At 61.6% G+C, this 23,438-nt stretch carries 16 protein-coding genes; 5 read left to right on the forward strand and 11 right to left on the reverse strand.

The features are described from left to right. Positions 1-288: 288 nt before the first annotated feature. Complete coding sequence (locus P3H15_RS36815) at positions 289-1,119, forward strand: mycofactocin-coupled SDR family oxidoreductase (protein ID WP_276141756.1); 831 nt, start codon at positions 289-291, stop codon at positions 1,117-1,119. After that, positions 1,116-1,976 (forward strand): mycofactocin-coupled SDR family oxidoreductase, encoded by an 861-nt coding sequence (locus P3H15_RS36820; RefSeq protein WP_276141757.1) that lies wholly within the window; start codon positions 1,116-1,118, stop codon positions 1,974-1,976. Before P3H15_RS36815 ends, P3H15_RS36820 begins: the two co-directional genes overlap by 4 nt. A gap of 1,126 nt (positions 1,977-3,102) precedes the next feature. Here P3H15_RS36820 and P3H15_RS36825 read toward each other — a convergent pair. Together P3H15_RS36825 and P3H15_RS36830 are read right to left on the reverse strand one after the other, a co-directional pair. Next, on the reverse strand, positions 3,103-4,149 hold the full coding sequence (locus P3H15_RS36825; RefSeq protein WP_276141758.1) for an alpha/beta fold hydrolase: 1,047 nt from the start codon (positions 4,147-4,149) through the stop codon (positions 3,103-3,105). A 450-nt stretch (positions 4,150-4,599) separates the two neighbouring features. After that, on the reverse strand, positions 4,600-6,222 hold the full coding sequence (locus P3H15_RS36830) for an MFS transporter (RefSeq protein WP_276141759.1): 1,623 nt from the start codon (positions 6,220-6,222) through the stop codon (positions 4,600-4,602). A 571-nt stretch (positions 6,223-6,793) separates the two neighbouring features. On the opposite strand from P3H15_RS36830, the gene P3H15_RS36835 reads away from it, so the two are divergent. Further along, positions 6,794-7,225, forward strand: a complete 432-nt coding sequence (locus P3H15_RS36835; protein WP_276141760.1) for a MarR family winged helix-turn-helix transcriptional regulator — start codon at positions 6,794-6,796, stop codon at positions 7,223-7,225. 703 nt (positions 7,226-7,928) lie between these two features. Here the strand turns inward: P3H15_RS36835 and P3H15_RS36840 are convergent. From P3H15_RS36840 to acs, 7 genes are all read right to left on the reverse strand, one after another. Further along, the gene (locus tag P3H15_RS36840; protein ID WP_276141761.1) at positions 7,929-9,047 is read right to left on the reverse strand and encodes an alcohol dehydrogenase catalytic domain-containing protein; all 1,119 of its coding nucleotides are present in this window, start codon (positions 9,045-9,047) and stop codon (positions 7,929-7,931) included. Between the two features lie 280 nt (positions 9,048-9,327). Further along, positions 9,328-10,440 carry an NAD(P)-dependent alcohol dehydrogenase gene (locus P3H15_RS36845; RefSeq protein WP_276141762.1) on the reverse strand — a complete coding sequence of 371 codons (1,113 nt, stop codon included), beginning with the start codon at positions 10,438-10,440 and terminating at the stop codon, positions 9,328-9,330. A gap of 174 nt (positions 10,441-10,614) precedes the next feature. Beyond that, the gene (locus P3H15_RS36850) at positions 10,615-12,069 is read right to left on the reverse strand and encodes an aldehyde dehydrogenase family protein (protein WP_276141763.1); all 1,455 of its coding nucleotides are present in this window, start codon (positions 12,067-12,069) and stop codon (positions 10,615-10,617) included. 13 nt (positions 12,070-12,082) lie between these two features. Beyond that, positions 12,083-12,736, reverse strand: a complete 654-nt coding sequence (locus P3H15_RS36855; RefSeq protein ID WP_276141764.1) for a cysteine hydrolase family protein — start codon at positions 12,734-12,736, stop codon at positions 12,083-12,085. A 232-nt stretch (positions 12,737-12,968) separates the two neighbouring features. Further along, a complete protein-coding gene (locus tag P3H15_RS36860; protein WP_276141765.1) occupies positions 12,969-14,042 on the reverse strand; it encodes an amidohydrolase family protein in 1,074 nt (357 codons plus the stop codon). Positions 14,043-14,487: 445 nt separating this feature from the next. Next, entirely contained in the window at positions 14,488-14,751 is a 264-nt protein-coding gene (locus P3H15_RS36865; RefSeq protein ID WP_276141766.1) for a DUF3263 domain-containing protein, read from the reverse strand. Between the two features lie 30 nt (positions 14,752-14,781). Further along, the gene (gene acs / locus P3H15_RS36870; RefSeq protein ID WP_276141767.1) at positions 14,782-16,710 is read right to left on the reverse strand and encodes an acetate--CoA ligase; all 1,929 of its coding nucleotides are present in this window, start codon (positions 16,708-16,710) and stop codon (positions 14,782-14,784) included. Between the two features lie 166 nt (positions 16,711-16,876). On the opposite strand from acs, the gene P3H15_RS36875 reads away from it, so the two are divergent. Continuing rightward, positions 16,877-17,488: a TetR/AcrR family transcriptional regulator gene (locus P3H15_RS36875; protein ID WP_276141768.1), complete on the forward strand. Its 612-nt coding sequence runs from the start codon at positions 16,877-16,879 to the stop codon at positions 17,486-17,488. A 165-nt stretch (positions 17,489-17,653) separates the two neighbouring features. Here the strand turns inward: P3H15_RS36875 and P3H15_RS36880 are convergent, their stop codons facing one another. Continuing rightward, positions 17,654-18,736: an alcohol dehydrogenase catalytic domain-containing protein gene (locus tag P3H15_RS36880; protein WP_276141769.1), complete on the reverse strand. Its 1,083-nt coding sequence runs from the start codon at positions 18,734-18,736 to the stop codon at positions 17,654-17,656. A 158-nt stretch (positions 18,737-18,894) separates the two neighbouring features. Next, on the reverse strand, positions 18,895-20,640 hold the full coding sequence (locus tag P3H15_RS36885; protein ID WP_276141770.1) for a thiamine pyrophosphate-binding protein: 1,746 nt from the start codon (positions 20,638-20,640) through the stop codon (positions 18,895-18,897). 905 nt (positions 20,641-21,545) lie between these two features. Between P3H15_RS36885 and P3H15_RS36890 the strand changes: the two genes are divergently transcribed. Next, positions 21,546-23,390 carry an NAD(P)/FAD-dependent oxidoreductase gene (locus P3H15_RS36890; RefSeq protein WP_276141771.1) on the forward strand — a complete coding sequence of 615 codons (1,845 nt, stop codon included), beginning with the start codon at positions 21,546-21,548 and terminating at the stop codon, positions 23,388-23,390. Positions 23,391-23,438 lie beyond the last annotated feature (48 nt).

Below are 23,438 nucleotides of genomic sequence, written 5' to 3' on the forward strand. Positions count from 1 at the left end.
GCCAGGTCCAGTGGCACTTCACCACCGACGACGCCCGCATCAAACTCCGCCACCTGTATCCCAAAACTTAGCTGCGACGGTCTACTAGTTCGAAGAGGCCCGCAGAAGCCTGTGAGTGGTCTCTTGCATCGCCGCTGTTGCTATAGCAATATGTGAGCTACGTTATTTATTGCTATAGCAACTTAACTGTCTGAGTTGGCGAGTCCGGTGGTCTCACGTGCGAAGGAATCGTGCCCGCCCTCGCACAGCAATCGATGAAATATCAACCACCACAGCGGAGAAGAGAGAATGTCACGACTTGACGGAAGGGTGGCTCTGGTTACCGGAGCCGCGCGTGGTCTCGGCCGCAGTATCGCCGTGCGCCTTGCGCATGGGGGCGCGGACATCATCATGGTGGATGCCTGTCGGGACATGTCCACCACGTCTTACCCGGGCGCCACGACGGGAGAGTTGGAGGAAACCGCGAAGCTGGTCCGAGACGCTGGACGTCATGTTGTCGCGGCGGAAGTCGACGTGCGCGATTTGGAGGAACTGACGCGAATTGTCCATGACGCGGTTACCGACCTAGGCCGCCTGGACATCGTCGCAGCCAACGCCGGTATCTCCACACACGCGCCGGCCCTTACGATGTCGGACGATGAGTGGACCGAAACAATCGACGTCAATTTGAGCGGCACATGGCATACCTGCCGCGCTGCGATTCCGCATCTCATCGAAGGTGGTCGTGGCGGTTCCATCGTCATCACCTCGGCGGTAGCTGGCATGAAAGCGGCTGCCAACTCGGCAGCGTATATAGCGGCCAACCACGGACTGGTCGGCCTGATGCGCTGCCTTGCACTCGAACTGGCACCCCACCGAGTGCGCGCCAACACACTGCATCCGACCATCGTCGACACACCGATGGCGCAGAACGAAGCGTGCTATCAGATGTGGCGCCCGGACCTCATTGCTCCGAGCTCCGAGGAGTTCGCTGAGGCTACGCGCCAGATCCATCCGACGGGCATCCCGTGGGTAGACCCAACCGAGGTGGCGGATGCGTTGGCGTTCCTGGTATCCGCCGAGGCCGAGCACATTACTGGGGCTCAGGTTCCCGTAGACGGGGGAGTGATCGTTCGATGACCCAGAAAACAACCGACGACAAGGCACTTGGCCGCTTGACCGGGCAGGTCGCATTCGTGACCGGCGCGGCCCGCGGGCAAGGCCGTAGCCACGCCCTCCGGATGGCGCAGGAAGGCGCCGACATCATCGCAGTGGATGTGTGCGCCCCGGTCCGAGGCTTGAAGTATTCGATCTCGGATCGAGATGATCTCGATGAGACGGTTAGGTTGGTCCGGGAGACGGGAAGACGAATCATTACCGCGGTGATCGATGTGAGAGACGCGGCGGCTCTCCGTGCTTTTGTCAGCGAGTCGGTCGCCGAGCTGGGCAGGCTCGACGTGGTTGCTGCGAACGCAGGCATCTCGTGCGGAGGACTCGCCCACGAGCTCCCGGCCGAGGACTGGCGAACCGTGATCGACGTCAACCTAACGGGAGTTTGGAATACGTGCAGCGCGGCGATACCTCATCTGATCCAAGGGGGAAGGGGTGGGTCTATCGTGATCACCAGCTCGGCACTCGGTTTGAGGGGAATGCAGAAGTGTTCCGCCTACGCCGCATCGAAGCACGGCGTCGTGGGACTCATGCGTGCCTTGGCCATTGAACTGGGGCCTCACTCCATTCGCGTGAACAGCATCCATCCGTCGCAAGTCAACACCCCAATGATCATGAACGACGAAGTCTATCGACTATTCGCGCCAGATCTAGCGGCACCGACCCAAGAGGACTTCGCCGTGCGGTCAAGTACCATGCATACGTTGCCCGCACCGTGGGTTGAGCCCAACGACATCAGCGAGGCAGTGTTGTATTTATCCTCGGCGGCCGGGCGATTCGTCACGGGAATCGCTTTGCCAGTCGACGCCGGCAATGTGATGAGATGACGGACTGTGGGTGATAGCCCTCCAACACCAGGCGTAGGCGCGCAGACAGCTCCGCCAGATGGCGTATGTGGCGCCTGATGGCGACGATTCCCGACAGTCGAATTGAGGTGTGGTTGGGTAAGCTTCCCGAAGTCGGGGTGGCCTTTGGTGATGGATGAGACTGCTTCGCTGAACGCACCACAAGCTCTCCCGCGGATGCGGTGGCGTTAAATTAGTAGTCATTGCAGAGGGGTTTGATCCTGCACGAATCAACCCCGCTGTAGTCGCATCTGTGATTGCCGCAAACGAGATGCCCAAGTGTCAGCCGTGAGAACGGACAACGGGGCGTGGCGTGTTCTATAAGGTTGGCGGATACCGTCTCCTCAGTGGCGAGTTCGACTACTGCACGGAGCGCAGCGTGCTCCGCGGTGGACCGCGCGCCAGTCCCGCGACGGACTATCGGTGCCCGGAAGCCCCTGAACTGTACCTTTCGTCGAATTGAACTTCTCAGTGTGGGGCACAGAATAGAGCAGCGCCCGGCGCGCCGCTGACAGTGATTGTCGTACGGAATCTCGCCTTGTCGGCCCGCCGATCGCGGCGAACGCGATCGGCGGGGGATTCTGTAGTAACTGCCGGCCTCCCTTAGTGAACCGCCGTTCGTGAGCGAAGTCCGGAGGGGCGGTGTATCGAAACACTGGGTCCGTACCGGGCCAGATCGATTCATACGCCCCGAGCCGAATTCCGGCCCGGGGCCTGTAAACCCGAAGTGCTGTGTCGGTGGTGCCGCGCGACAATTCTTGTGGTGCACTGAGACTCGCTATCGATTCTTGGTTGAGTGGGACTCGATTCGCCCCGCACCACTAGTACCACCGGTGCGGGGCGAATCGACGGACCTCGCTTCCTGCCTTCTCGCGAGTGTTTACGAAGCCGCCCAAAGCGACTTCAAGCCGACTTCCATGGGAGGATGTGCCCACGTCCTACCATCGCGCCCGCATCCGAACCAGAGTTCACATCGACAAACAGCGGCCCGGGTGCGCCGCACGGTGCGGCCGCTTCCAAGCGACCGCACCGTCCTGGCGCAGCCCACTCGGATTCCGAGTGCCGGGCCCCGATGAGGTTGGCGGAACCCGCACCACACGGACAGGCACTAACGCGACGGTCCATAGGAAATCTCTGCGAGAAACTCGTTGATCAACCGGTTTGACGCGATCGGCGCCTCATGCTGCACCCAGTGGCCGACGCCCTCTAGGACATTGCGCCCTCGAACGTCGGTGCATCGAGGTACTGGGTCGAAGGTGGCATCGTCGCCAGTTGAAGCGGAGAGGGACGCGCGAACCATGGCGAGGGAGGGGTCAAGCGCTCCACCAATCCACAGCACGGGCTGATCAATCGTGCAGTCCGCCCACGGACGCATCTGTACGACATCGAGGTCGGCCGCTCGGTAGCGATTGACAGCCCCCCTGAATCCGCTCTGGACAAAAGACATTCGGTAGTACTCGAGCTCGTCCTCAGCGAGCCAGTTCGGAAAGTGCTCGGGGTCGGGAAGTCCGGGAAGCAGCTGTGTGGTGCCGGGCGGCTGTACAAGGCTGTTGACGCCTTCACCCCGTTCGCCGCACATGCCATACAGAAACTTCCTGATCGACTGCGCAGGATCGACGTCGAGTGCATTCTCCGCCGCATCCTCCTCCAAGAAGTAGTTCCAGTAGAAGAAGTTGTCGCCGAACGCAGTCTTGAAAATCTGGGAGGGGGGGACGTCGCTGTACTCGAGAGCGGGCATAGTGAAGGTGATCAATCCCTCTACCCGATCCGGGTGCACCAGCGCGGTCGCGTGTGTCTGGTCGGCACCCCAGTCGTGGCCTACGAGCACGGCGCGGTCCTCACCGAGCGCATCCATCACCGCGATGATGTCCGCAGACATCTCAAGCACGGTGTAAGCCTCGATCGGATGTGGGCATGAGGAAGCGCCGTAACCCCGGGTTTCGAGTGCGGCGACGCGGTACCCCGAGGTCGCAAGCTCTTCTATCTGGTGACGCCATGAAATCCAGGTGTCAGGAAATCCGTGGACCAGGACCACCAGCGGCCCTGAACCTGCTATGTGGGTCACAATCTCGACATCGTCCCCACTCTTTACCCGCACATCCCGGGTGGTGGTGAGGAGTCGATCGAGGAGCGTTACTGTAGGTGCCGGATTCATGAGATACCTCGGTTGTCTCTGAGTGTGGGACGGGCAGTGCTCGAGGTCCGTCCGGCGCAATGACCCGGTCGGCAAACTCTTCCGCCACCGGGTGCGAGCCGGTGCGGGCCATGGACCGGTGTCGGTCGCGACGACGTCAAAATATAGAAGTCGTTCACCCCATCGTCGTGTACGTTCATCAGCCCTACACGATCTCGGACATCCCGCCAGGCGCGGTGAATTTCGTGTCCCTGCTCGCGTGCAAGCGCCGCAGTTTCCGGCAGGTCGTCCGGTGGCGTCACCTCGGTACGCACGGGTTGACCTGGCTGCGCATGCACCGACCGCAATGACGTTGGCCCTTCTTCTGGGAGCCTCTCGGCGAGGATCCGTCGTACGCTGCAGTTGGCGCCCTCGACTCGGGCAATCATGCTCTCCATTGGAGACAAACTCCTCCTCCTTCGCACTGTCGAATTAGCTGGCTCTCGTGGAGGCGCGGGTGTGGTCGGCCTCGCGGCCATCTATGGGCTCACCAGCATTCTCAGCAGTCGTGGATCGAGTTTTCGGGATGCCGAGTCGTCGTCCGTGCGGGATCGCAAGGGAACCAACCAGTCCGATCGCCCCAATGACACCAGCAACGAGGTAGGCGTTACGGAAGCCGGATTCACCGTAGACGGGAACCCCCGATACGGTTCCGACGACGCTCGCGGAAAGCATCGTGAAGGTGATCTGCTGGACGATCGCCGCGCCGATTCCGTGCAGTGCGTAGTTCATTCCTTGAGCGACACCCCGCTGGTCGGCCGGCGTGGCGAGCAAGATCAGACCGGCGGCGGCGGCCTGGGAAGCGTTGGCCAGGCCGAAGAGGCCGTATATGACAATTAGCGCAAAAGGCGGTGCGGAAAGAAACAATGCTAGGAGCACGGCGGGTACGGTCCAGAACACCATCGCCACGATCATATGCGTGCGATAGCCAATCGAGCGCACAGTCAAACCAACGGCAATTCCGGCGATCACAGTCAGAACCCCCGCAGGGACCGACCAGAGTCCGATCTCAAAGGCCGACAGGCCATGACCGTACGTGGTGGTCGTAGGATCAGCCGACCAGGCGAGAGACACCAGATAGTTCACCGCTGCTGCGACTCCGCTGGTGGAGAGAACCGCGAAGAGCGTCGTCCATATCGGTCTGTACCGCAGAAGTTTCACGCTGATCACCGGTGCCGCGACGCGCTGCTGCTGATACCACCAAACAATGCTGGCGACCGTCCCGCCGATCACCCCGATCAGCACGAGCGGATCTGCGAAACCGCGGGTCGGGATCTCACTGAACCCCACGAGTAGGCCGAACAACGCAGCCCCGAGCAAAGCGGAACCCAGATAATCAACACGCATCAGCGCCCTCGCCGGCGACTCCGGAACAAGGCCCCATACAAGCAGGGCGGACACCGCACAGATGACGAGATTCAGCAGAAAGATCGAGCGAACACCGAACGCGGTTCCCATATAGCCCGCCAGCAACGGTCCTCCAATGACCACCACACCAAAACCATTCGTGGCCATCGCGATCGCGACCGCGCGCATCCGTTCGGGAATCACCTCTCGCATCAGCGCCACCGACAGGGGTGCGCAGGCGAACGAAGCTGCCATCAGCACGCGACCTATCAAGATCACCGTGAAGTTCGGTGCAACAAGGCAGATGAAGCATCCGAGGGCGGACACCGCCGAACCTGCGATAAGGACGCGCGCCTTGCCGTAGACGTCGGCAAGCTTGCACATGAGCGGCAGGAACACCGCAGAGGCAAGCGTGAAGGCGGTCAGCATCCAGACGACGTTCGAGGTTTGGAACTCAAGTGCGACATCGGACAATACCGGTGTGTACATCAGGATCGACAGGATCGTCTGCTCCCCGACCAACACCAGAACGGCTGTCGCAAGAACCCAGTACAGAAGGCTTCCGCGATCTTCTTTCTCGCGAAGCCGACGGGCGGCCTTCTCATCGATGCGGATCGCGGTGATGGCTGTGGCGGGGTCGACGACCTCCTCTCCAAGACTTCGGTTGTTTGATTCGGTAGGACCAACTTCTGGTGGTGCAGCCGCCATGGGATGCCTTCTTTCGGGTAGGTCATTGAGTGGATAGGGGAGGGGAGAGCGCCCTCAGCAGAACGTGCCTCGCGAATGGCCGCGGGAGCGCTCCCTCTTTGGCCTGTTGGTGGTCGGCAAAGGTGCGTGGCTTGGATTTGATGCGTCGTGTTGAATTCGGAGCATGCTCGAACGACTGGGGGCCTTGGTCAATCTCAGCCAGAACTGGGCGCCTTTCCTTCCACACCGCGACGGTGTTCACGGCTCAGCGCGGTCATGTATTGCGGGGTGTGTCACCAGGTCGAGTGGGGGAGAGCCCAACGCTCGTCCCTCTGCGGCAAACGGTTCCTGGTTTCAGCTGAGTGTGCAGTCGTCTCACGTGGAGGCAAGTTGGTATAGCAACATATGCCGTAGGTCACATGTTGCTATACCAACTCGACTGGCGCAAGATGTTGTATGCGGATACGAGGAGGAGAAGCCGATTACTGAGCAGACCGTTGGAGAGGGAGTCGCCCGCCGGCCTACCCGCGATAGCCCGGAGGTGCAGCGGGGCCCCGTCGAGGAGGTTGTGTCCCACACCACCATCCCCTCCTTGATCGTTTCGATCGCCAATAGCTTCATGTACGGCGGCAGCAGGGTATACGCCAGCAAGACCGGCGTGCGTGTCAATGAGTGGCGAGTAATGAACTCGATCGCGACCAAGCCTGGCGCGGTGGCCGCCGATATCGCGGCTCTTCTGAAGTTGAACAAGGCCGTGGTCTCCCGCACCATCAGCACTCTGAAAGAGCTGGGCCTCATTGTCGTTGAACGGGAAGTGGGGGCAAAGCGCATTTACCTGACAAGCGCGGGTCTGGAGGTTCACCAGAGGATAGTTCCGTTGGCCCGGCTCCGAATGAAGGAACTCACCAGAGGGTTCACTGCGGCCGACACCGAGCAATTTCTGGGATACCTCTCCCGCGCCAATGCCAATCTAGAAGGCCTACGAGCGTATGATCAGATGCTCATCGATACGGTCAACGACTAGCTAGGCTTGCGAAAGCAGTCCAAGAACCGCTGATCGACCCGTGGCTCGGCTCATCAAGAGGGGGAAATTCGGCGACACGTCCGACGTGCCGGCCCGAGCTAGCCGTCGCTGGGCGACTCGTCCGCGACTTCTCCGAGTGCATGGTTGACAGGCATGGCAACGACCTGAACGCCTGGATCGGCCGCCGCCAGGCAGGAAGGATCACCGGCGCGCTGCGGGCAGTCGCTGTGAGCGTGGACTGTGGTCCGACGCCGTCAGCGGGGTTGACGCTGCCGCGCAGGTCTCTCGTCGTCGAGAGATGTGAGTACTGTCGAGCTGCTCAAGCGGTAGATGGCGAGTCGGCTTCGACTTGCGACGCCAGTACTCGCATCGAATGACACAGCGCCGCATCGAATGGCGTCTGTCGTATCCGTTGCACTTCAGCGTGGCCGTTGGCAGTGCATCCGGCCGAATGAGTTAAGTGAACTGCGCGCGAGTCTGGGTGGCCGGGGCTGCAGGCTCTCCAGCTTTCGCATTCCCCGCCTATTAGCCGGATTCTGCGATGCTCGGGAGGCCTTCAGTGGGAACCGCATCAATCACGCGCCAGGGTTGGAAGCGCTCGATGCTTCTGGACGTCCGGGCCGACGGACAGGGAAGCTGCAACGGGATGTAGCCGAGGCGGGCCTGGCCCTGCGGCAGGCCCGCCTCGGCAGCTTGATTTTCGTCAATTGCTCTCTGGTACAACGACGAAATTGCTGAACCCTCCGTTGCGAACCGAGATTCCGGAGATCGCATCATTGACTTTTTCCAGTGGCGAAACGACATTCTCGAAAATGGACAGGTCCACGAGCCCGCTGTCGATGATGGAAATCATCTCCTGCCCCTCAGCGGCGGTGAACCACAGTGACCCCTCCAGCTTCAACTGGTTGTCCATCATGTGGTGCACATCGAGGGGGACCATGCCGGCGGTGGCGCCGACATTGACCGCAATGCCCCCGCGGCGGAGTGCCTTGATGGCCTGCTGCATGCTTTCCGGTGGAGCTCCCGGCCCTAGCGCGTCGACGTAGGCGTCGACGCCCCGCTCGGTTATCGTGTGGACCCATTCGTCCACAGGTCCGTCGAGCATTGAGTGGACTTCAATGCGGCCGGGTGCTAGCGCGCGAACGCGGTCGAGAAGTTCGCGGTTCCGGCCCGTGCCAAGGATGCGGGTTGCTCCCATGGCGAGGGCGAAGAGGGCGACACCGAGGCCGAGGGTTCCGGAGATACCATTGATCAGTACGGTTTGGTTCGAGCCAACGTTGGCCTTGCGGAGGGCGGAATAGCCCGTGCCGAGGTAGCCCAATCGGGCGGCGTGCTCGAAGCTTATGCTGTCGGGCAACTTCACCAGGGAATATTGCGGTGCCAACATGTATTCCGCGAGGCCACCGTAGGGGTACCTGTCGAGCATCCTTCGCGACGTCGCTGTGAAGCCGAAATACCCTGTGAACGCGAAGCTGTCACAGTTGATGTGGTCGCCCCGTCGACAAGCCAGGCACTCGTTGCAGTAGCGGCCGGGGTTGACGTACACCCGGTCGCCCGGTTTGAACGCAGTCACGTCGCTGCCAACCTCTTCGATGACGCCTGCAGGGTCGAGCCCAAAGATGCTTGGCAGGGTCGGGAGCGGGTTCTGTGGAAACCAGACGCCCCAGTTGGCCAATACGTTCGCGAGATTCGGCACGATACCGCAGGCGCGGACACGTACTACAACCTCGCCGACGCTCGGTGTGGGGAGGAGCACGTCCTCGAGCACCATGGGTTCGCCAACCTCATGCAGTCTCGCGGCTCGCATTGTTCTTCCGGTCATTGTCGCTCCTTCGGGTTCGGCCGTCGGCGGCCGTGCTGTGTTGGCCCAGCTGCTTGGGGCGGATGCTGGGGCACTTCGGTCCTCCGCCCATCGGGCGGGCCTGCCACCGCATGGCACCGGACATGTGCCGTCAATGATGTCAGGGAGTCTGATATACGATTGGATACGAGATCTGATTGCGGGAGTCTTCGTACCCACGATGATGGGGGCAAGCGGTGACCCAGCCCGTCCGTGTCGTTCTCGTCTTGGCACGTTCAACGGGTGATCGCAGATTGAACTGTTACGGCATACGCAATACCGCCTTGATTACGCCGCCAGAAGCCACTTCAGTCGCCGCCTGATTGATGTCTTCAAAGGGGTACACCTGCAGCAGCTGGTCGAAAGGGAACCGACCTCGTCGGTGAAGCTCAATGAGCATGGGAATGGACTCGCGCGGGAGCGCATCGCCCTGATTGACTCCGATTATCTGAATGCCCCTCACAATTGCTTGAAGAGTATTGAACGAGGCTTCGCCGTCGCGTCCTCCTCCACCGACTGCCGCGCAGCGACCCATCGGCGCCAGAGTCTTGATTGCTTGGGTCAAGACACCGGCCGCTCCGCTTGCCTCGAGCGCCACGTCGACACCGCGGCCCCCGGTCAGATCACGTAGCGATTCGACGACGTCATCGCGTGCGTTGACGACGTGGCTTGCTCCCAGTCTCGTCGCCAACTCCAATCGCGCGGGATGGATGTCGACGACGCACGTGGTCGCGCCGGTCAGGTTGGCGGCCGCAATGAGCGCGCTGAGGCCTACGCCGCCGGCTCCGAAGATAGCTAGGGTTTCCTCGGGGCCGGGGCGGAGGACCTTGAGCACCGACTGGGCGCCCGTCTGGATCCCACAGGCGAGAGGCCCCAGCAGTTCCAGTGGTGCATCGGGTGGAACCTTGATCACGCAGTGGGCTGGGACGAGCGCAAGCGTGGCGAATGAAGACTGCCCGAAGAAGTGCCCGTGGAGCGCTTCGCCGTGCCGGCGTAGTGCCGTTGAGCCGTCCGGCCGCTTCCCGCCCGAGAGGTTCAGGGCTGTCCAAGAGTCGCAGTAGGCGGGATGCCCTGTTCGGCATGGGCGGCAGTGTCCGCAAAAAGCGAACGACAGCACGACGTGGTCTCCCACGGAGAAGTCGGATACACCTGTTCCGACTGCCTCGACCACGCCGGATCCCTCGTGGCCCAGCACGCCTGGTAGCGGGAAGGGGATCCCTCCCGATCGTGCAGTCAGATCCGCCTGGCACATTCCACTGGCTACCACACGGACCAGGACCTCACTTGGTCGAGGGCTATCGATCTCAACCTCTTCGAGGAGGAACGGTGCGTTCTCGGCTGGTACGACCGCCGCTGTCGTCCGGTAGGGGCTCATCTAGTGAGGGTCCTTCCAGGTAGTGGGGTCTAGCCCCGTCGAGGGTTGTCAGGGAAGATGCATCGTTCACCCTGATCAGCCTGATCTGGCGAAAGGCTCTGACCATGCCGGGTGCCAGTCTTGGCCCACTCACACCCCGGCCGCTGCTGCCTGAGCTTCATCTCAGGCGGATGCTCATGACGTGGGGTAAGTCCGGCGTCCGTTCTGAACACTCACCCACTGCCACTCGGTGAAGTCTTCGATCGAGTGCGGCCCACTGCGACCCCACCCGCTGTCCTTGGTGCCTCCGAGGGGCATCTGGTTCTCATCCATCACGGTCTGGTCGTTGACGCGTACGGCGCCGGCTTCGATTTGCGCCGCGATTTCCAGAGCCACGTCAGGGTCACCTGTAAAGACGCTGGCGGTCAGGCCATAGCGATGATCATTGGCGACGCGGATGCCTTCAAACTTGTCCCTCACCGACTGAACCACCACTACCGGTCCGAATGCCTCTTCCCGATACAGGCTCGCGTCCTCAGGTACATCCGCAAGCACCGTCGGTCGGTAGCAGGAGCCGTCCGCCCCACCGCCGACAAGCACCCGCGCGCCTCGCTCAACCGCGTCGTTCACGCGGTGTTGGACGCTGGCAACGGCTTCGGAGGTGATCAACGGTCCGATAAGGGTCTTCTCATCGAGCGGGTTCCCAAGGGGGAGGTTCTTGGCCTTGTCGACCAAACGTGAAACGAAGTCCTCGTAGAGCGGCTCCTCGATGATCACCTTCCGGGTGCTCATGCAAATCTGGCCTTGATGGAAGAAGGCGCCGAAAGTTGCTGCATCGACTGCGTATTCGATGTCTGCGTCCGCAAGAACCAGCATCGGGTTGTAGCCCCCGAGCTCGACAACGATGCGCTTCAGGTGGCGGGCCGCCCGCTCGGCGAGCATTCGACCGACACGGGAGGAGCCGGTGAAGTTGATGCAACGAACCGCATCATTTTCGAAGAATTCATCGGCGATCTCCTGCGCCTGCCCCTTGGCATGCGAAACCACGTTCAGCACGCCCGGCGGAAGTCCGACCTCCTCTGCGACTTCGGCGAGGATCATGCCGGCGCAGATGGGGGACTCCTCCGACGGCTTCAGTACGACGGTGTTCCCGAATGCCAGTGGTGCAATGACCGTGCGCCATGCCAAGGCCTGAGCGCTGTTCCAGGGACTGATACCTGCGACAACCCCGAGGGGTCGCCTGACCGCCATGTTGAACCGGCCAGGAAAGTTGGAGGGAATGATTTCGCCCTGAGGCATATAGACCCAACCGGCGGCTTGGCGGAGTTCAGCCACGCCACGGTGGAAACCGCTCACCGCGTTGCGGACGGCCATTCCGGTTTCCTGTGCGAGGAGCTCGAAAATCTCGGCGCGGCGACGCTCGAGCACTGTTGCCATCTCGAGGAAGTAGCGTTGCTTTTCCTCTGGGGTGACTCCGATCCATACCGGTAGGGCGCGTCGTGCGGAAGCTACGGCGGCAGCGGCGTCCGCGCGCGATCCAGCTGCGATTTCCGCGATTACTGAGCCGTCAAAGGGGCTCCTGTCCTCGAAATATTGTCCGCTTGCCGGTCTTACCCAGGCTCCGTCGATGAACTGCTCGTAGTGCCTCATGGTGTCCCTTTCATTAGGCCGTGCGGCTGGCGATGTCGAATGAGTGGCCGGTGAAGGTCCCTGTGAGTTCGGCGGTGTCGAGGGTCTCCCCCAAGATTTGAAAGGTGTCGAGAACTGCCGCATGGGCGGCGTCGGTAGCAGCCGCGCAGGCATCTGCCAGGAGAATTGTGCGATAGCCGAGCCCGACAGCGTCTTTCGCAGTCCCGCTGACAGTCACATCGGTGGCGACGCCCGTCAGCAGGACGGTGTCCACACCGCGGTTACGAAGCATCAGGTCTAGCTCGGTCCCCTGGAAGGCCGAAAGTCGCGTGTGCGTGACAATCGGGTCGGCGGGATCGGGTGATAGCTCTGGAATAATCTGGGCGCCTTCCGATCCCTCGAGCAGTGCTTCGGCCGCTGCGACCTGCCGGTAGAGGGCATTGTTCTGCACTAACTCCGGATACCCGGTTCGAAACGCGACCCGCGCGTACACCACCATGCCCCCGGCCGCACGGACTGCATCGATGGCACGGCGGGCATTGCTGACACAACCGCCGCGTTTCACGGACTCCGCGAAGAAGGGGCCGAACGCACCCTTAGAAGTCGCAATGTCTCGCTGCCAGTGAACATTGATGATGGCGACGCGCATGGGATTCATCGGCGCCGTCTCGCTGATCTGCTCCGTCATGAAAAACTCCCGTTCTTTGTTAGGTGGGTGCCGCACACGGCGCGGGTGGTCTGCATGCCCCACACTGGAACCGATGTATCGACGCCTGAGGCTCCGTGGCAAGTGAGTCCTGTTGGTGGACTTGCTGTGTTGTGCTGCATAGCGTCATTGTCAGTCCGCGGGTCTCACGTCACGAAGGCAAGCCTGCCGAGCGGCTAACCCATCGGCCGAGACTAATTCTTGCGTGTCGGGGTCAGAGGTGGAAGACCCGTTCTGCTGTTCCCTCGAAGAACGCTTTCTTTTCCTCGGGACTCCACGCGATGGCGTCGGTATCGGCAACTTCTTGCGCGTCGTACTGGTAGGGATAGTCCCAAGCGAACATGACCCTGTCCTTCCCCACGACATCGCGAACAAAGTTCAACGCCGGCGCCCACGGCATGCCGCTGGAGGTGTACCAGATGTTGCGCTTGAGGTAGTCGCTCGGGCGCAGCTCGAGGGGTTTGATTGCGCTGTAACGCTGGGTCCTCACGGCTATTGCATGCATGAAATCGATGCGCCAAAGCCAGTAGGGCAGCGCCTCGCCGAGGTGCCCGACGACGATTTTCAGATTGGGGAACCGGTCAAAGACTCCGGAAGTGATGATCCTCAACAGGTGCAGTCCAGTATCGGCGGCGAATCCGAAAATGGCGCCGTCCAGACCCGCTTCGACGTAGGGCTGAATCATCTGGGCCGAAGGCGTAGTCGGGTGCAGGTAGATCGGAGTGTCCAGGCTTTCGGCGGCCTCAAAGATCGGCCAGAACTTCTTGTCGTCCAAGTACTCGCCGTGTGTGTGGGAGTTGATGATGACTCCCTTGAAACCGAGTTTGTCGTGACCGCGCCGAATTTCCTGTGCTGCATGCTCGGGATCCTGCGGTGCAACAGCGGTGAGCCCGGAGAAGCGATCCGGATAAGCATCCACAGACTGCTTGAGAAGGTCGTTGGCATCCTCGGCCATCGGTTTGGCGATGTCCTTCGCCAGAACTTGGACCCCCGGAGCAGTCAGAGACAAGATCTGGACATCGATACCCGCCGCGTCCATGGCGGCAATGCGGCTGGGTCCCGCCTCGACGATGCGCTCGGTCAACGAGGACGCCCGCTCCGTGTCACCCAAGTAGTAACCCCAGAGGCTCCGGAACCCCGGGTCCGTGATGTTTCCTGCTGCCAGCTCACTTCGATACAGATCGAGCAGCTGTTTGGGAGCCCAGGCTTCCTCAACAGCGATACGCCGATAATCTGTACTGAAACTCAGCGTCACGGGTGTCACGCTGGTGGTCTGTCCATCGGTCATACTGCTTCTCCATCTCTGATTCTGTCTCCGGTTCGACACATGGTCGATCTCCTCTACCCGTGGACGAGCTGATCGGTACAGCCATCCCCGCGCGACACTCAGCCGTCCCCGAGCTACGGAGCATCCGCCGGATGGGGGCCCGGACCGGAGCTGGTTGTGGCGGCGTCTAATCCAGTGCTTCACCTCGGAGCCTGGATGGACGCTCATACTCACCTCGCTTCATCCCGGCGGTAAGTTGCTATAGCAACATATGCTCCACGCCACATGTTGCTATATCAACTGTCGGGATGCAAGGCGTGTCGGACGGCGGGTGTGGTGATCGGCCCTTCATGGATGCTCTTCGCGGCCAGGTAGTTCGCAGGCAGAACGGTCCCCTCCTCTAGTTCAGAGGCACACCCGCGAATCGACTCGCCTCGAGGGGAACGTCACCGACATCTCAATCGCATCAGATGTTCCGAACAGATCGCTGTGCTGGCCGCGATGTCACGGCGCAGTCGTAAGCCCTTAGCTTTGCCGCGCAGAACGTGCGAATCGCCTGGCACTCGGCGATTCCGAGGCCGTGGGTCAGGGGACGATTCAGAAGTGCCAGCACCCGGTGATAGAACGTGGTTGCGGTAAGGCCAAATTCAGGCAGGATCTCGTCGTCGTTGCCACCATAGGGCTTCCAGGTCCGTGCGAAGGCGAGCATGTCTTTCTCGTGATCGTTCATCTTCTCTCGATTTGTCGGTTGCGGAGACGGTTATCGGGGTCCGCGGATGGCGTCGAAGACCTTGGGGTCGACGAGGGTGGAGGTGTCGCCGAGGTCGCGGCCCTCGGCGATGTCCTTGAGCAGGCGCCGCATGATCTTGCCCGACCTCGTCTTGGGGAGTTCGGGGACGATCGTGATCTGGCGGGGCTTGGCGATCGGGCTGATCTCCCGGGACACCTCGGCCTTGAGTTCGGCGATGAGGGTGTCGCCGGTGTTCTCCACACCTTCGCGGAGGATGACGAACGCGACGATGCCCTGGCCGGTGGTCTCGTCGGCGGCGCCGACGACGGCGGCCTCGGCGACCCCGTGGTGTCCGACGAGGGCGGATTCGACCTCGGAGGTGGAGATGCGGTGTCCGGAGACGTTCATGACGTCGTCGACGCGGCCGAGCACCCACAGGGCGCCGTCCTCGTCGTACTTGGCACCGTCACCGGCGAAGTACCAGCCCTGCTCGGGGTAGCGGGACCAGTAGGTGTCGCGGTAGCGGTCCATGTCGCCCCAGATGCCGCGGAGCATCGCCGGCCACGGCTTGTCGAGGACGAGGTAGCCGGAGCCGCCGGCGCCGAGTTCGTTCGCGTCGTCGTCGACGATCTTCGCGGAGATGCCGGGCAGCGGTGCCATCGCGGAGCCGGGTTTGGTGGCGGTGATCCCGGGCAGCGGGGAGATCATGATGGCGCCGGTCTCGGTCTGCCACCAGGTGTCGACGATCGGGGCCTGGTTGCCGCCGATGACCTCGCGGAACCATTTCCAGGCCTCGGGGTTGATGGGTTCGCCCACCGAGCCGAGGAGCCGGATGCTGGACAGGTCGTGGGCGTCGGGGATGTCGCGGCCCCACTTCATGAACGTGCGCACCAGGGTGGGTGCGGTGTAGTAGATGCTGACACCGTACTTCTCGATGATCTGGAAGTGGCGGTGCTCGTCGGGGGAGTTCGGGGTGCCCTCGTAGACCACCTGGGTGACACCGTTGGACAGCGGTCCGTAGACGATGTAGCTGTGGCCGGTGACCCAGCCGATGTCGGCGGTGCACCAGTACACGTCGCGCCCGGCCTTGTGGTCGAACACGTTGTGGTGGGTGTAGGAGGCCTGGGTGAGGTAGCCGCCGGAGGTGTGGATGATGCCCTTGGGGTTTCCGGTGGTGCCGGAGGTGTAGAGGATGAACAGCGGGTGCTCGGAGTCGAACGGGGTCGCCTGATGGGTGCCGGACGCCTTGTCGACGGTCTCGTGCCACCACAGGTCCCGGCCCTCGGTGACCGCGACGTCGATGCCGGTGCGCTTGACGACCAGGACGTGCTCGACCGATTCGGCGCCGTCGACGGCCTCGTCGACGGCGGGCTTGAGGGGTGCGGCCTGGCCGCGGCGCCACTGTCCGTCGACGGTGACGACGAGTTTGGCTTCGGCGTCGTCGATGCGTGAGCGCAGGGCGCTGGCGGAGAAGCCGGCGAAGACCACGGAGTGGGTCAGACCGAGGCGGGCGCAGGCGAGCATGGTGACGATGGCCTCGGGGATCATCGGCATGTAGATCGCGACACGGTCGCCGGCGACGAGTCCGAGGTCGGTGAAGGTGTTGGCGGCCTTGGACACTTCGGTGAGCAGGTCGTTGTAGGTCAGGTCGCGGGTATCGCCCGGTTCGCCCTCGAAGTGGATGGCGACGCGGTCGCCGTTGCCTGCCAGGACGTGGCGGTCGACGCAGTTGTAGGCGACATTCAACTCGCCGCCGACGAACCATTTCGCGACGGGGGCGTCGGACCAGTCGAGCACCTCGGAGAAGGGTGTGTGCCAGTGCAGGCGCTCGGCCTGGGTGGCCCAGAATGCGAGTCGGTCCTCGTCCGCGGCAGCCTGGAGTTCGGGTCCGGCGTTCGCAGTGGCGGTGAACTCGGGGCCAGGCGGATACACGTCATCTACTACAAATTCGTATTGCACGTCATCTCATTCGATGTGGGGGAGCGGATAGAAAGGGCGATGGCGCTGCTCGCAAGGACAGGACCCTGATTGGTTGGCGGTCAAGCCCTTGAGATGGGGCGCATTGCGTGGCTTTTCGCAGCCACCAGAGCGGGGTGAGAACTCGCGAACTATAATCAGTTCCATCATGGACTCTCTACCGTCCTCGTTGAGCGAGGAAAAGCGACAAGTCACTAAAACGCGCCTGGCCAACGCGGCCGAGCGCGTATTCGCTGAAAAGGGTTATCTCGGCACACGCGTCGACGACATTGCTGCCGCAGCGGGGGTAAGTCGCGCAACATTCTATCTCCATTTTCCGTCGAAGCTCGAACTCGTCGTCAACATGTTGTCGGAGGGCAAGATCGATGCGCTGCAGAACTTCGCTCGGCTCAACGAAATTCTTGCGCAAAGCGATGATCAAGACCTGCGCGTCGATCTGCGCGAGTGGCTCGCTGAATGGCAGCAGGTCTGGCGAGAAAAACACGGTTTATACGAAGCGATGATTACCGCTTCGCAAACCGATCCTGCAATTGAGGATTGGTTTATCAACACAAGTGGTGACCTGATTGACGTGCTGGACAACTTCTTCGATCGGTTGCCGGAATCCGAGCGTGCGGCCGCGCGGACGCGCGCAATAATGCTCGAGACTTCCACACGCTCACTTCTGTCACTCACCACACGCGGCAAAATCGATGCGACTCAGGAGGAGGTCTTGACCTACCTGTGCGACATCTGGGCCGCAGTCTTCCTCGCTTCATGAAATGCTCCTAGCTACGTTGGACCTTGCCCCGCTCCGCCTCAGTACAACGTCTTCGTAGTCGGACACCGTCTGTGGAGGCAACGGTGGTGCGGGCGGCACGATCGCCGTCGGCACCTACGGTCGATGCCGTGATGTGCGTCGATGCGACCGCGCCGCTGGGCTCGCCTAGAGATCGATCAACACCTTGCACGCTTTACCGTCCCGCATATCTGCCATGGCGGTCGCGATGTCGGTAGGCTGTCGATGTTCCACCCAGGGTTCCACCGTGTACTGCTGTTTCTTCATGGCGTCGAGCACCAATTCGAAATCGGTCTTCGTGTAGGCGGCAGAGCCGATCACCGTGAGTTCTTTGAACGTCAGAACATCCGGATGGATGGACATCTCCGGGTGGGTCGCTACCGACACGACACGACCGCCTCGCCGGGTGCTTTCCATGGCGGTATTGAGCGGGATCAACGGCGAGCCGTCGGGCTTCTTCGCCGTCGATCGTCCAGCTACCACGAACGTGAGATCGGCACCGATGTCGTCTACCCGGGCGCTGATCTCCTGGCAAATGTCGGACGCTGTCGGGTCGAGGATCGCCTCGACTCCCTGAATCTTCATTGATTCCAGGACGCTTCGTCGCAGTGCAGAGGTCTCGCTGACGATGATTCGTTCTGCTCCTCGCAAGGCGAGAGTCTGGATGATGCCGAGCCCGACCGGGCCCGCGCCATGGACCACGATACGGTCATCGGGACGTGAATTGGCACGTCGAACCGCATGCGTTGCGACCGAAAGTGGTTCGATGACGGCACCTGATTCGAGGCTCACGTTTTCCGGCAAGACATGAACTCTCCCGGCATCGACGACGACGTATTCTCCCAGTCCACCACCATCCTGACTGCTGAGACCCAGGAAGGCGCTGATGTCGCAGAGATTGTAGTCGCCGCGCCGGCACGGGTGGCAGTTGCCGCAGTTGATGACGGGTTCGATGGCCACGCGATCACCTTCGGTGACACGAGTGACGCCGTCGCCGACTTCCACTACAGTTCCGGAGAACTCGTGACCGAGTACGACCGGCAGGGTGACACCTGTGAGCAGATGAGGCCATACCGGCGTCAGCATGGGGCCCTCGAAGAACTCGTGTATGTCGGTGCCGCAGATGCCGTTGTGAGCGACTCTGACTTTCACGTGTCCTGGCCTCGTCTCCGGATCGGGGACGTCCTCCCAGCGGAGATCGGTATTTCCGTAGTACACAGCGGCTTTCATTGCACGTTCTTTCTGGTAGCGGGTCGACCGTGAACCAACCGACGTGGTTGGGGAATGCGAAAGTTCGGCGAAGAGGGGACGGTGAACGTCTGTCTCGCACGCGCGGAGGTCAAGCGTCGTGACTGGCCTCCTCTGTCACCAGCGGGTAGCGGGTGGTGTCAGGCGTCGAGCGAGGGAATGTGCTCGTAATATGGGACGGCGATATCACCGTCTTTCGGGTTCCGAATGAGGAGTGTGGTGACGGGCGAAACAACCGACGGACTGATCGCCACGTTGATGCAGGCGGGTCGGTCGGCGTCCAGTGCCCGTTTGATAGCCGGCGCGATGCCGTCGAGGCTGTCGACGTCTTCTGCATAGCAACCCAACCCACGTGCCGCCTCCGCGTAGCCGACTCCCGGGATATTTGTGACGCAGTTGTAGTCGTCGCCATACAGCAGGTGTTGCCCGTGAATCGACATTCCCCAAATGCCATTGTTCATCACGATGGTGATGACGTTGGCACCGTGCCTGACGAATGTGTCGAACTCTTGCAAATGCAGACCGAGGGCGCCGTCGCCGGCGATCTGGATGACCGGCCGGTCGGGATAGCGTTTGGCGGCGCCGAGCGCCATCCCCATGCCGGTGCCGAGGCAGGATTGTTGACCATACGACAAGACGCCGCCAGGCGTGGTGGTGCGGGTGAGGTACTGGGCCCAAGCCGTGGACTCTCCTCCGTCGAGCACCCAGATCGATTCTCGTGGGCAACTTTCGATGATCTTCTGTGCGGCATGGAAGGGGTGAATGTGGCCGTGCTCAGCCCTGTCCTGTTCGAAGCGGGCGTTGGTCGCGGCAGGTGTGGAGGCCAGAGCGGCGCACCATTCTCGCTTGGAGTCTGGTCCGGAACGCCACGAACGAGCGACTGCGTCGAGGAACTCGCCGCAGTTCGCGGTGCTGCCGACAGTTGGTGGCCGCACATAACTCATCTCGTGCGCCTCTGCGTACACGTGCACCACTGTGCAGTCGAGGGGCAAGAACGAACCCGACCTACCCCCCAACGAGAATCCGAACTTGGACCCGACAACCAGTGCCGCGTCTGCTGAACCCACTCCGGTCGCGGCCGCCGTTGCAAGTACGTCGAGCGTATGCGCGTATTCGGGGGCGTCTGGATCGGCGAGTCCGAGCGCTCGCCCTGACGACACGACCGGGATCCCTGTGGTGGCGATGAACGAATTCACTTGCTCGGGCGTGGCCTCGTACCGAGCGAGATTGCCGAGCACCAACACCGGTCGAGCGGCTTCTTCGAGGATTGCAACAGTAGCGTCGACTTCCTGCTGCCGCGGAACGGAGGGCGCCGGCACGACGGGCCTCCGCGGTGATGCCGGTTCGGGACAGGGGCGCACTAGTACATCGATGGGCAACTCGACAAAGACTGGACCAGGTCGTCCGGATGTGGCGATTGTTATTGCGGTTGCGATTTGGTCTTCGATTCGCGTCGCATCGGTCACCTGTAGCGCGTGCTTGGTAATGGGTCGGACCATCGCCACCTGGTCGTAGCCACCTTGCATGACATTGAGTCCGGATTCGCGCAGGGGCGGCGAGCCAGCCAGGTAGAGGACGGGTGTGCCATCGATGTACGCGTTTGCGATGGATGTGACCACATTGGTGAGGCCCGGGCCCGACGTGACCATGGCGACGCCGATTTGCTTCGAGAGTCGAGCCCAGCCTTCGGCAGCGTGACCAGCACTCGACTCGTGTCGTACATCAACGAGCTCGATGCCGTGGTCGAGGCATGAGTAATAGATCGGGTCCAGATGGCCGCCGTGGAGTGTGAACGCGGTTGTGACACCCGCGGCCGACAAAGCCCGTGCCACTGCTCTGCCACCATCGAGCTTGTCTTCTTGTCTCAAGGTCTTCTCCCTGCTCATTGTCGGCTCATTGTCGTAATTTCGACTGGACAGCCGACCGGTCGGTCGTTATTGAGGATGCGTTCTTCAAGTGAGGGCGCCGTCGAATTGGCGGGTCGACGGAACCCCAACATTGCTGGTGGACGGCGCAGTTGGGATCCCCAGCTGCGCCTCAGGGCCGGCGGACGGCGCGCATCTGTAGGTGCTATGGATCACATAGTGTCGTCCAAGATATTCACCGAGTCAAGAAGGATAGACATCGAGTCTAGATTGCGTTCGTGTCGCCTTCTCGGCCATCCGAGTTCCTCGGCCACTTGCAACCCGGCCTTTGAGTTGGGGCGCCACCTGCGGAGGTCGGCCGCAGAATTCCCTCTGATCGTCGTGCGGGCCTATCGTCCGCACCTCGTTGCTTCGAGTCGGCGATCATCGACGGCGAACCGTCGCAAGTTGTCGGCCATGCCTCCAGATCGGACTGCTCGAGCCGCTCCCTGGACGCGCGGTCGCGGCCGGATCTTGCCGCGCATAGGCGCTGAGCGCACGAGCCGGCATACCGTCCGAACCCGCCCAAGGGGGTGGGTCGGTGGTGCTCGAGCGATCGACGGTCGGCGACGATCCGAAAACCCGTCGTGAGCATGTGGAACTCTGCCCAAGGGCTGGTTTCCTTGGACGCTCCCACCTCCCGTGATTAGACACCACGTCTACTTAGCTTGACGCGAAGACTATTTTGGACGACACTGTGATGCACCACACTGGAGAGGTCGTTCGTGAGCGGCCTCTCGGAAGATGGCCCAAGCCCTTCAAACGCGGGGTCGCCGTAGCCGCTGCGAAGCCGCGTTGTGCACTCGCGGCCGTTACAGGCCCCGTGCGGTCTTTGCGACCAGATGTCGGAGACGTGTCTCCAGTTGATGTAGAGGATGAGAGAAACCATGACCTACCGTCTTTCGGTCTCAGGTACCCCGGTTCGTATTGATTTCGACCCCGACGAGGTACGCGCACGGTTTGCTAAAGAGCGCGATAGGCGCATCAAGCGCGAGGGTGTGGACCAGTTCCAGGGGCTCTCGGATGTGCTCGAGCACGAGGATGTCGACCGCTACGCACAGCCGATCACGCGTGAGGCCGTCTTCGAGGAGACCGATGTGGTTCTCCTCGGCGGAGGACTCGGCGGTCTCTGTACGGGCGCCTACTTGCGCAAGCACGGCGTCACGGACTTCCGCATCATCGAACAGGGTGGGGACTTCGGGGGGACCTGGTACTGGAATCGGTACCCAGGAGTCCAGGTCGACATGGAATCACTGATGTACATGCCGTTCCTCGAGGAGACCGGCTACATTCCGACTCAGCGTTATGCCGACGGTGCCGAGCTGTATGAGCACACCCAGAGGCTCGGCAAGCACTTCGACCTCTACCGGTCGGCGCTCTTCCAGACGATTGTCACCTCTGTCACCTGGGATAACGACCAGCGGCGGTGGGAGGTCAGAACTGATCGCGGCGACGTCATCCGCGCCCGTTTCGTAGTGCGTTCAAACGGCGTTCTGAGCAAGCCGCAGATCCCTCGGGTTCCCGGCATCAACGATTTCAAAGGCAAGATCTTCCACACGAGCCGCTGGGACTACGACTACACGGGCGGTGACCAGCGCGGCAACCTGTCGAAGCTCAAGGACAAGCGCGTCGCGGTTGTCGGCACGGGGGCAACGGCGATCCAGGTTGTTCCCTTCCTGGCAAAGGACGCCGGCGAGCTGCTGGTGGTCCAACGGACGCCAAGTACCGTCGGCGTCCGCAACAACGTCCCAATCGATCCGAACTCCGTCGCCACCCTCGAACCAGGCTGGCAGGCAGCGCGAATCAGAAACTTCAACGAAATCATGAACGAGCACGATCCGGCGGAAAACGTAGTCAACGACACGTGGACTCAGGTGTTCGGCAAATTCGACGGACGCGATCTCGTCGACGTCGATCACAAAACACTCCCGCTAGAAGATCAACTCGAACTACGCGGACTTGCCGATCTGTATTTCACGCTGCAGATTCACAAGCGAATTGATTCGATCATCACGGATCCGGAGACCGCGGAAGCACTCAAGCCGTGGTACGGCTATGTGTGCAAGCGTCCCGGTTTGAACGACGAGTACTACCCTGCGTTCAACCAGCCGAACGTTCGACTGGTTCCCTCGCCCGATGGTGTCGACGGCATCACCGAGACAGGACTGGTGGTGGACGGAAAGGCATACGACGTCGACTTGATCGTCTTCTCGACCGGCTTCGAAACCAACGGCTCAACGCGATCCCGGTACGGATACGAGGTCACCGGACGTTCGGGACTCACCATGTCGGACTACTTCTCCGACGGAGCAAAGACACTGCACGGTTTGTACACGCGCAATTTCCCGAACTTCATCGAACTGGGTCTCAGTCAGAACGCCTACATCGTGAACTTCGGTTTCATGTTGGAGCGGAAAGCCAACCATGCGGCTCGGGTTATCGCTCACGCAATGAACCACGGAATCGACATCGAGCCCACACAGGAAGCTCAAGAGGAATGGGTAACGAAGGTCAGGGAGGCGGCAAAACCGGCACTTTCCTACATGGCCGAATGCACGCCCGGGTACTACAACGGGCAGGGTGACATCTCGAAAGCGTCCTTCCGCGAGGTGTACAAGATCAGCGAAGTCGATTTCTGGGATCAGATGGATGCGTGGTGGGAAGAGGGTGCCCTCGACGGCCTCGACGTCGCCCCCGCACACGCGGCCCAACCCACAACTGGTTCGCACTAAATTCCATCAGTCACGCAGATACAGCGCGAGGAACGTGGGCCCGACGCG

The organism is Rhodococcus sp. T2V, assembly GCF_029269925.1.
Lineage (GTDB): Bacteria > Actinomycetota > Actinomycetes > Mycobacteriales > Mycobacteriaceae > Rhodococcus_F > Rhodococcus_F koreensis.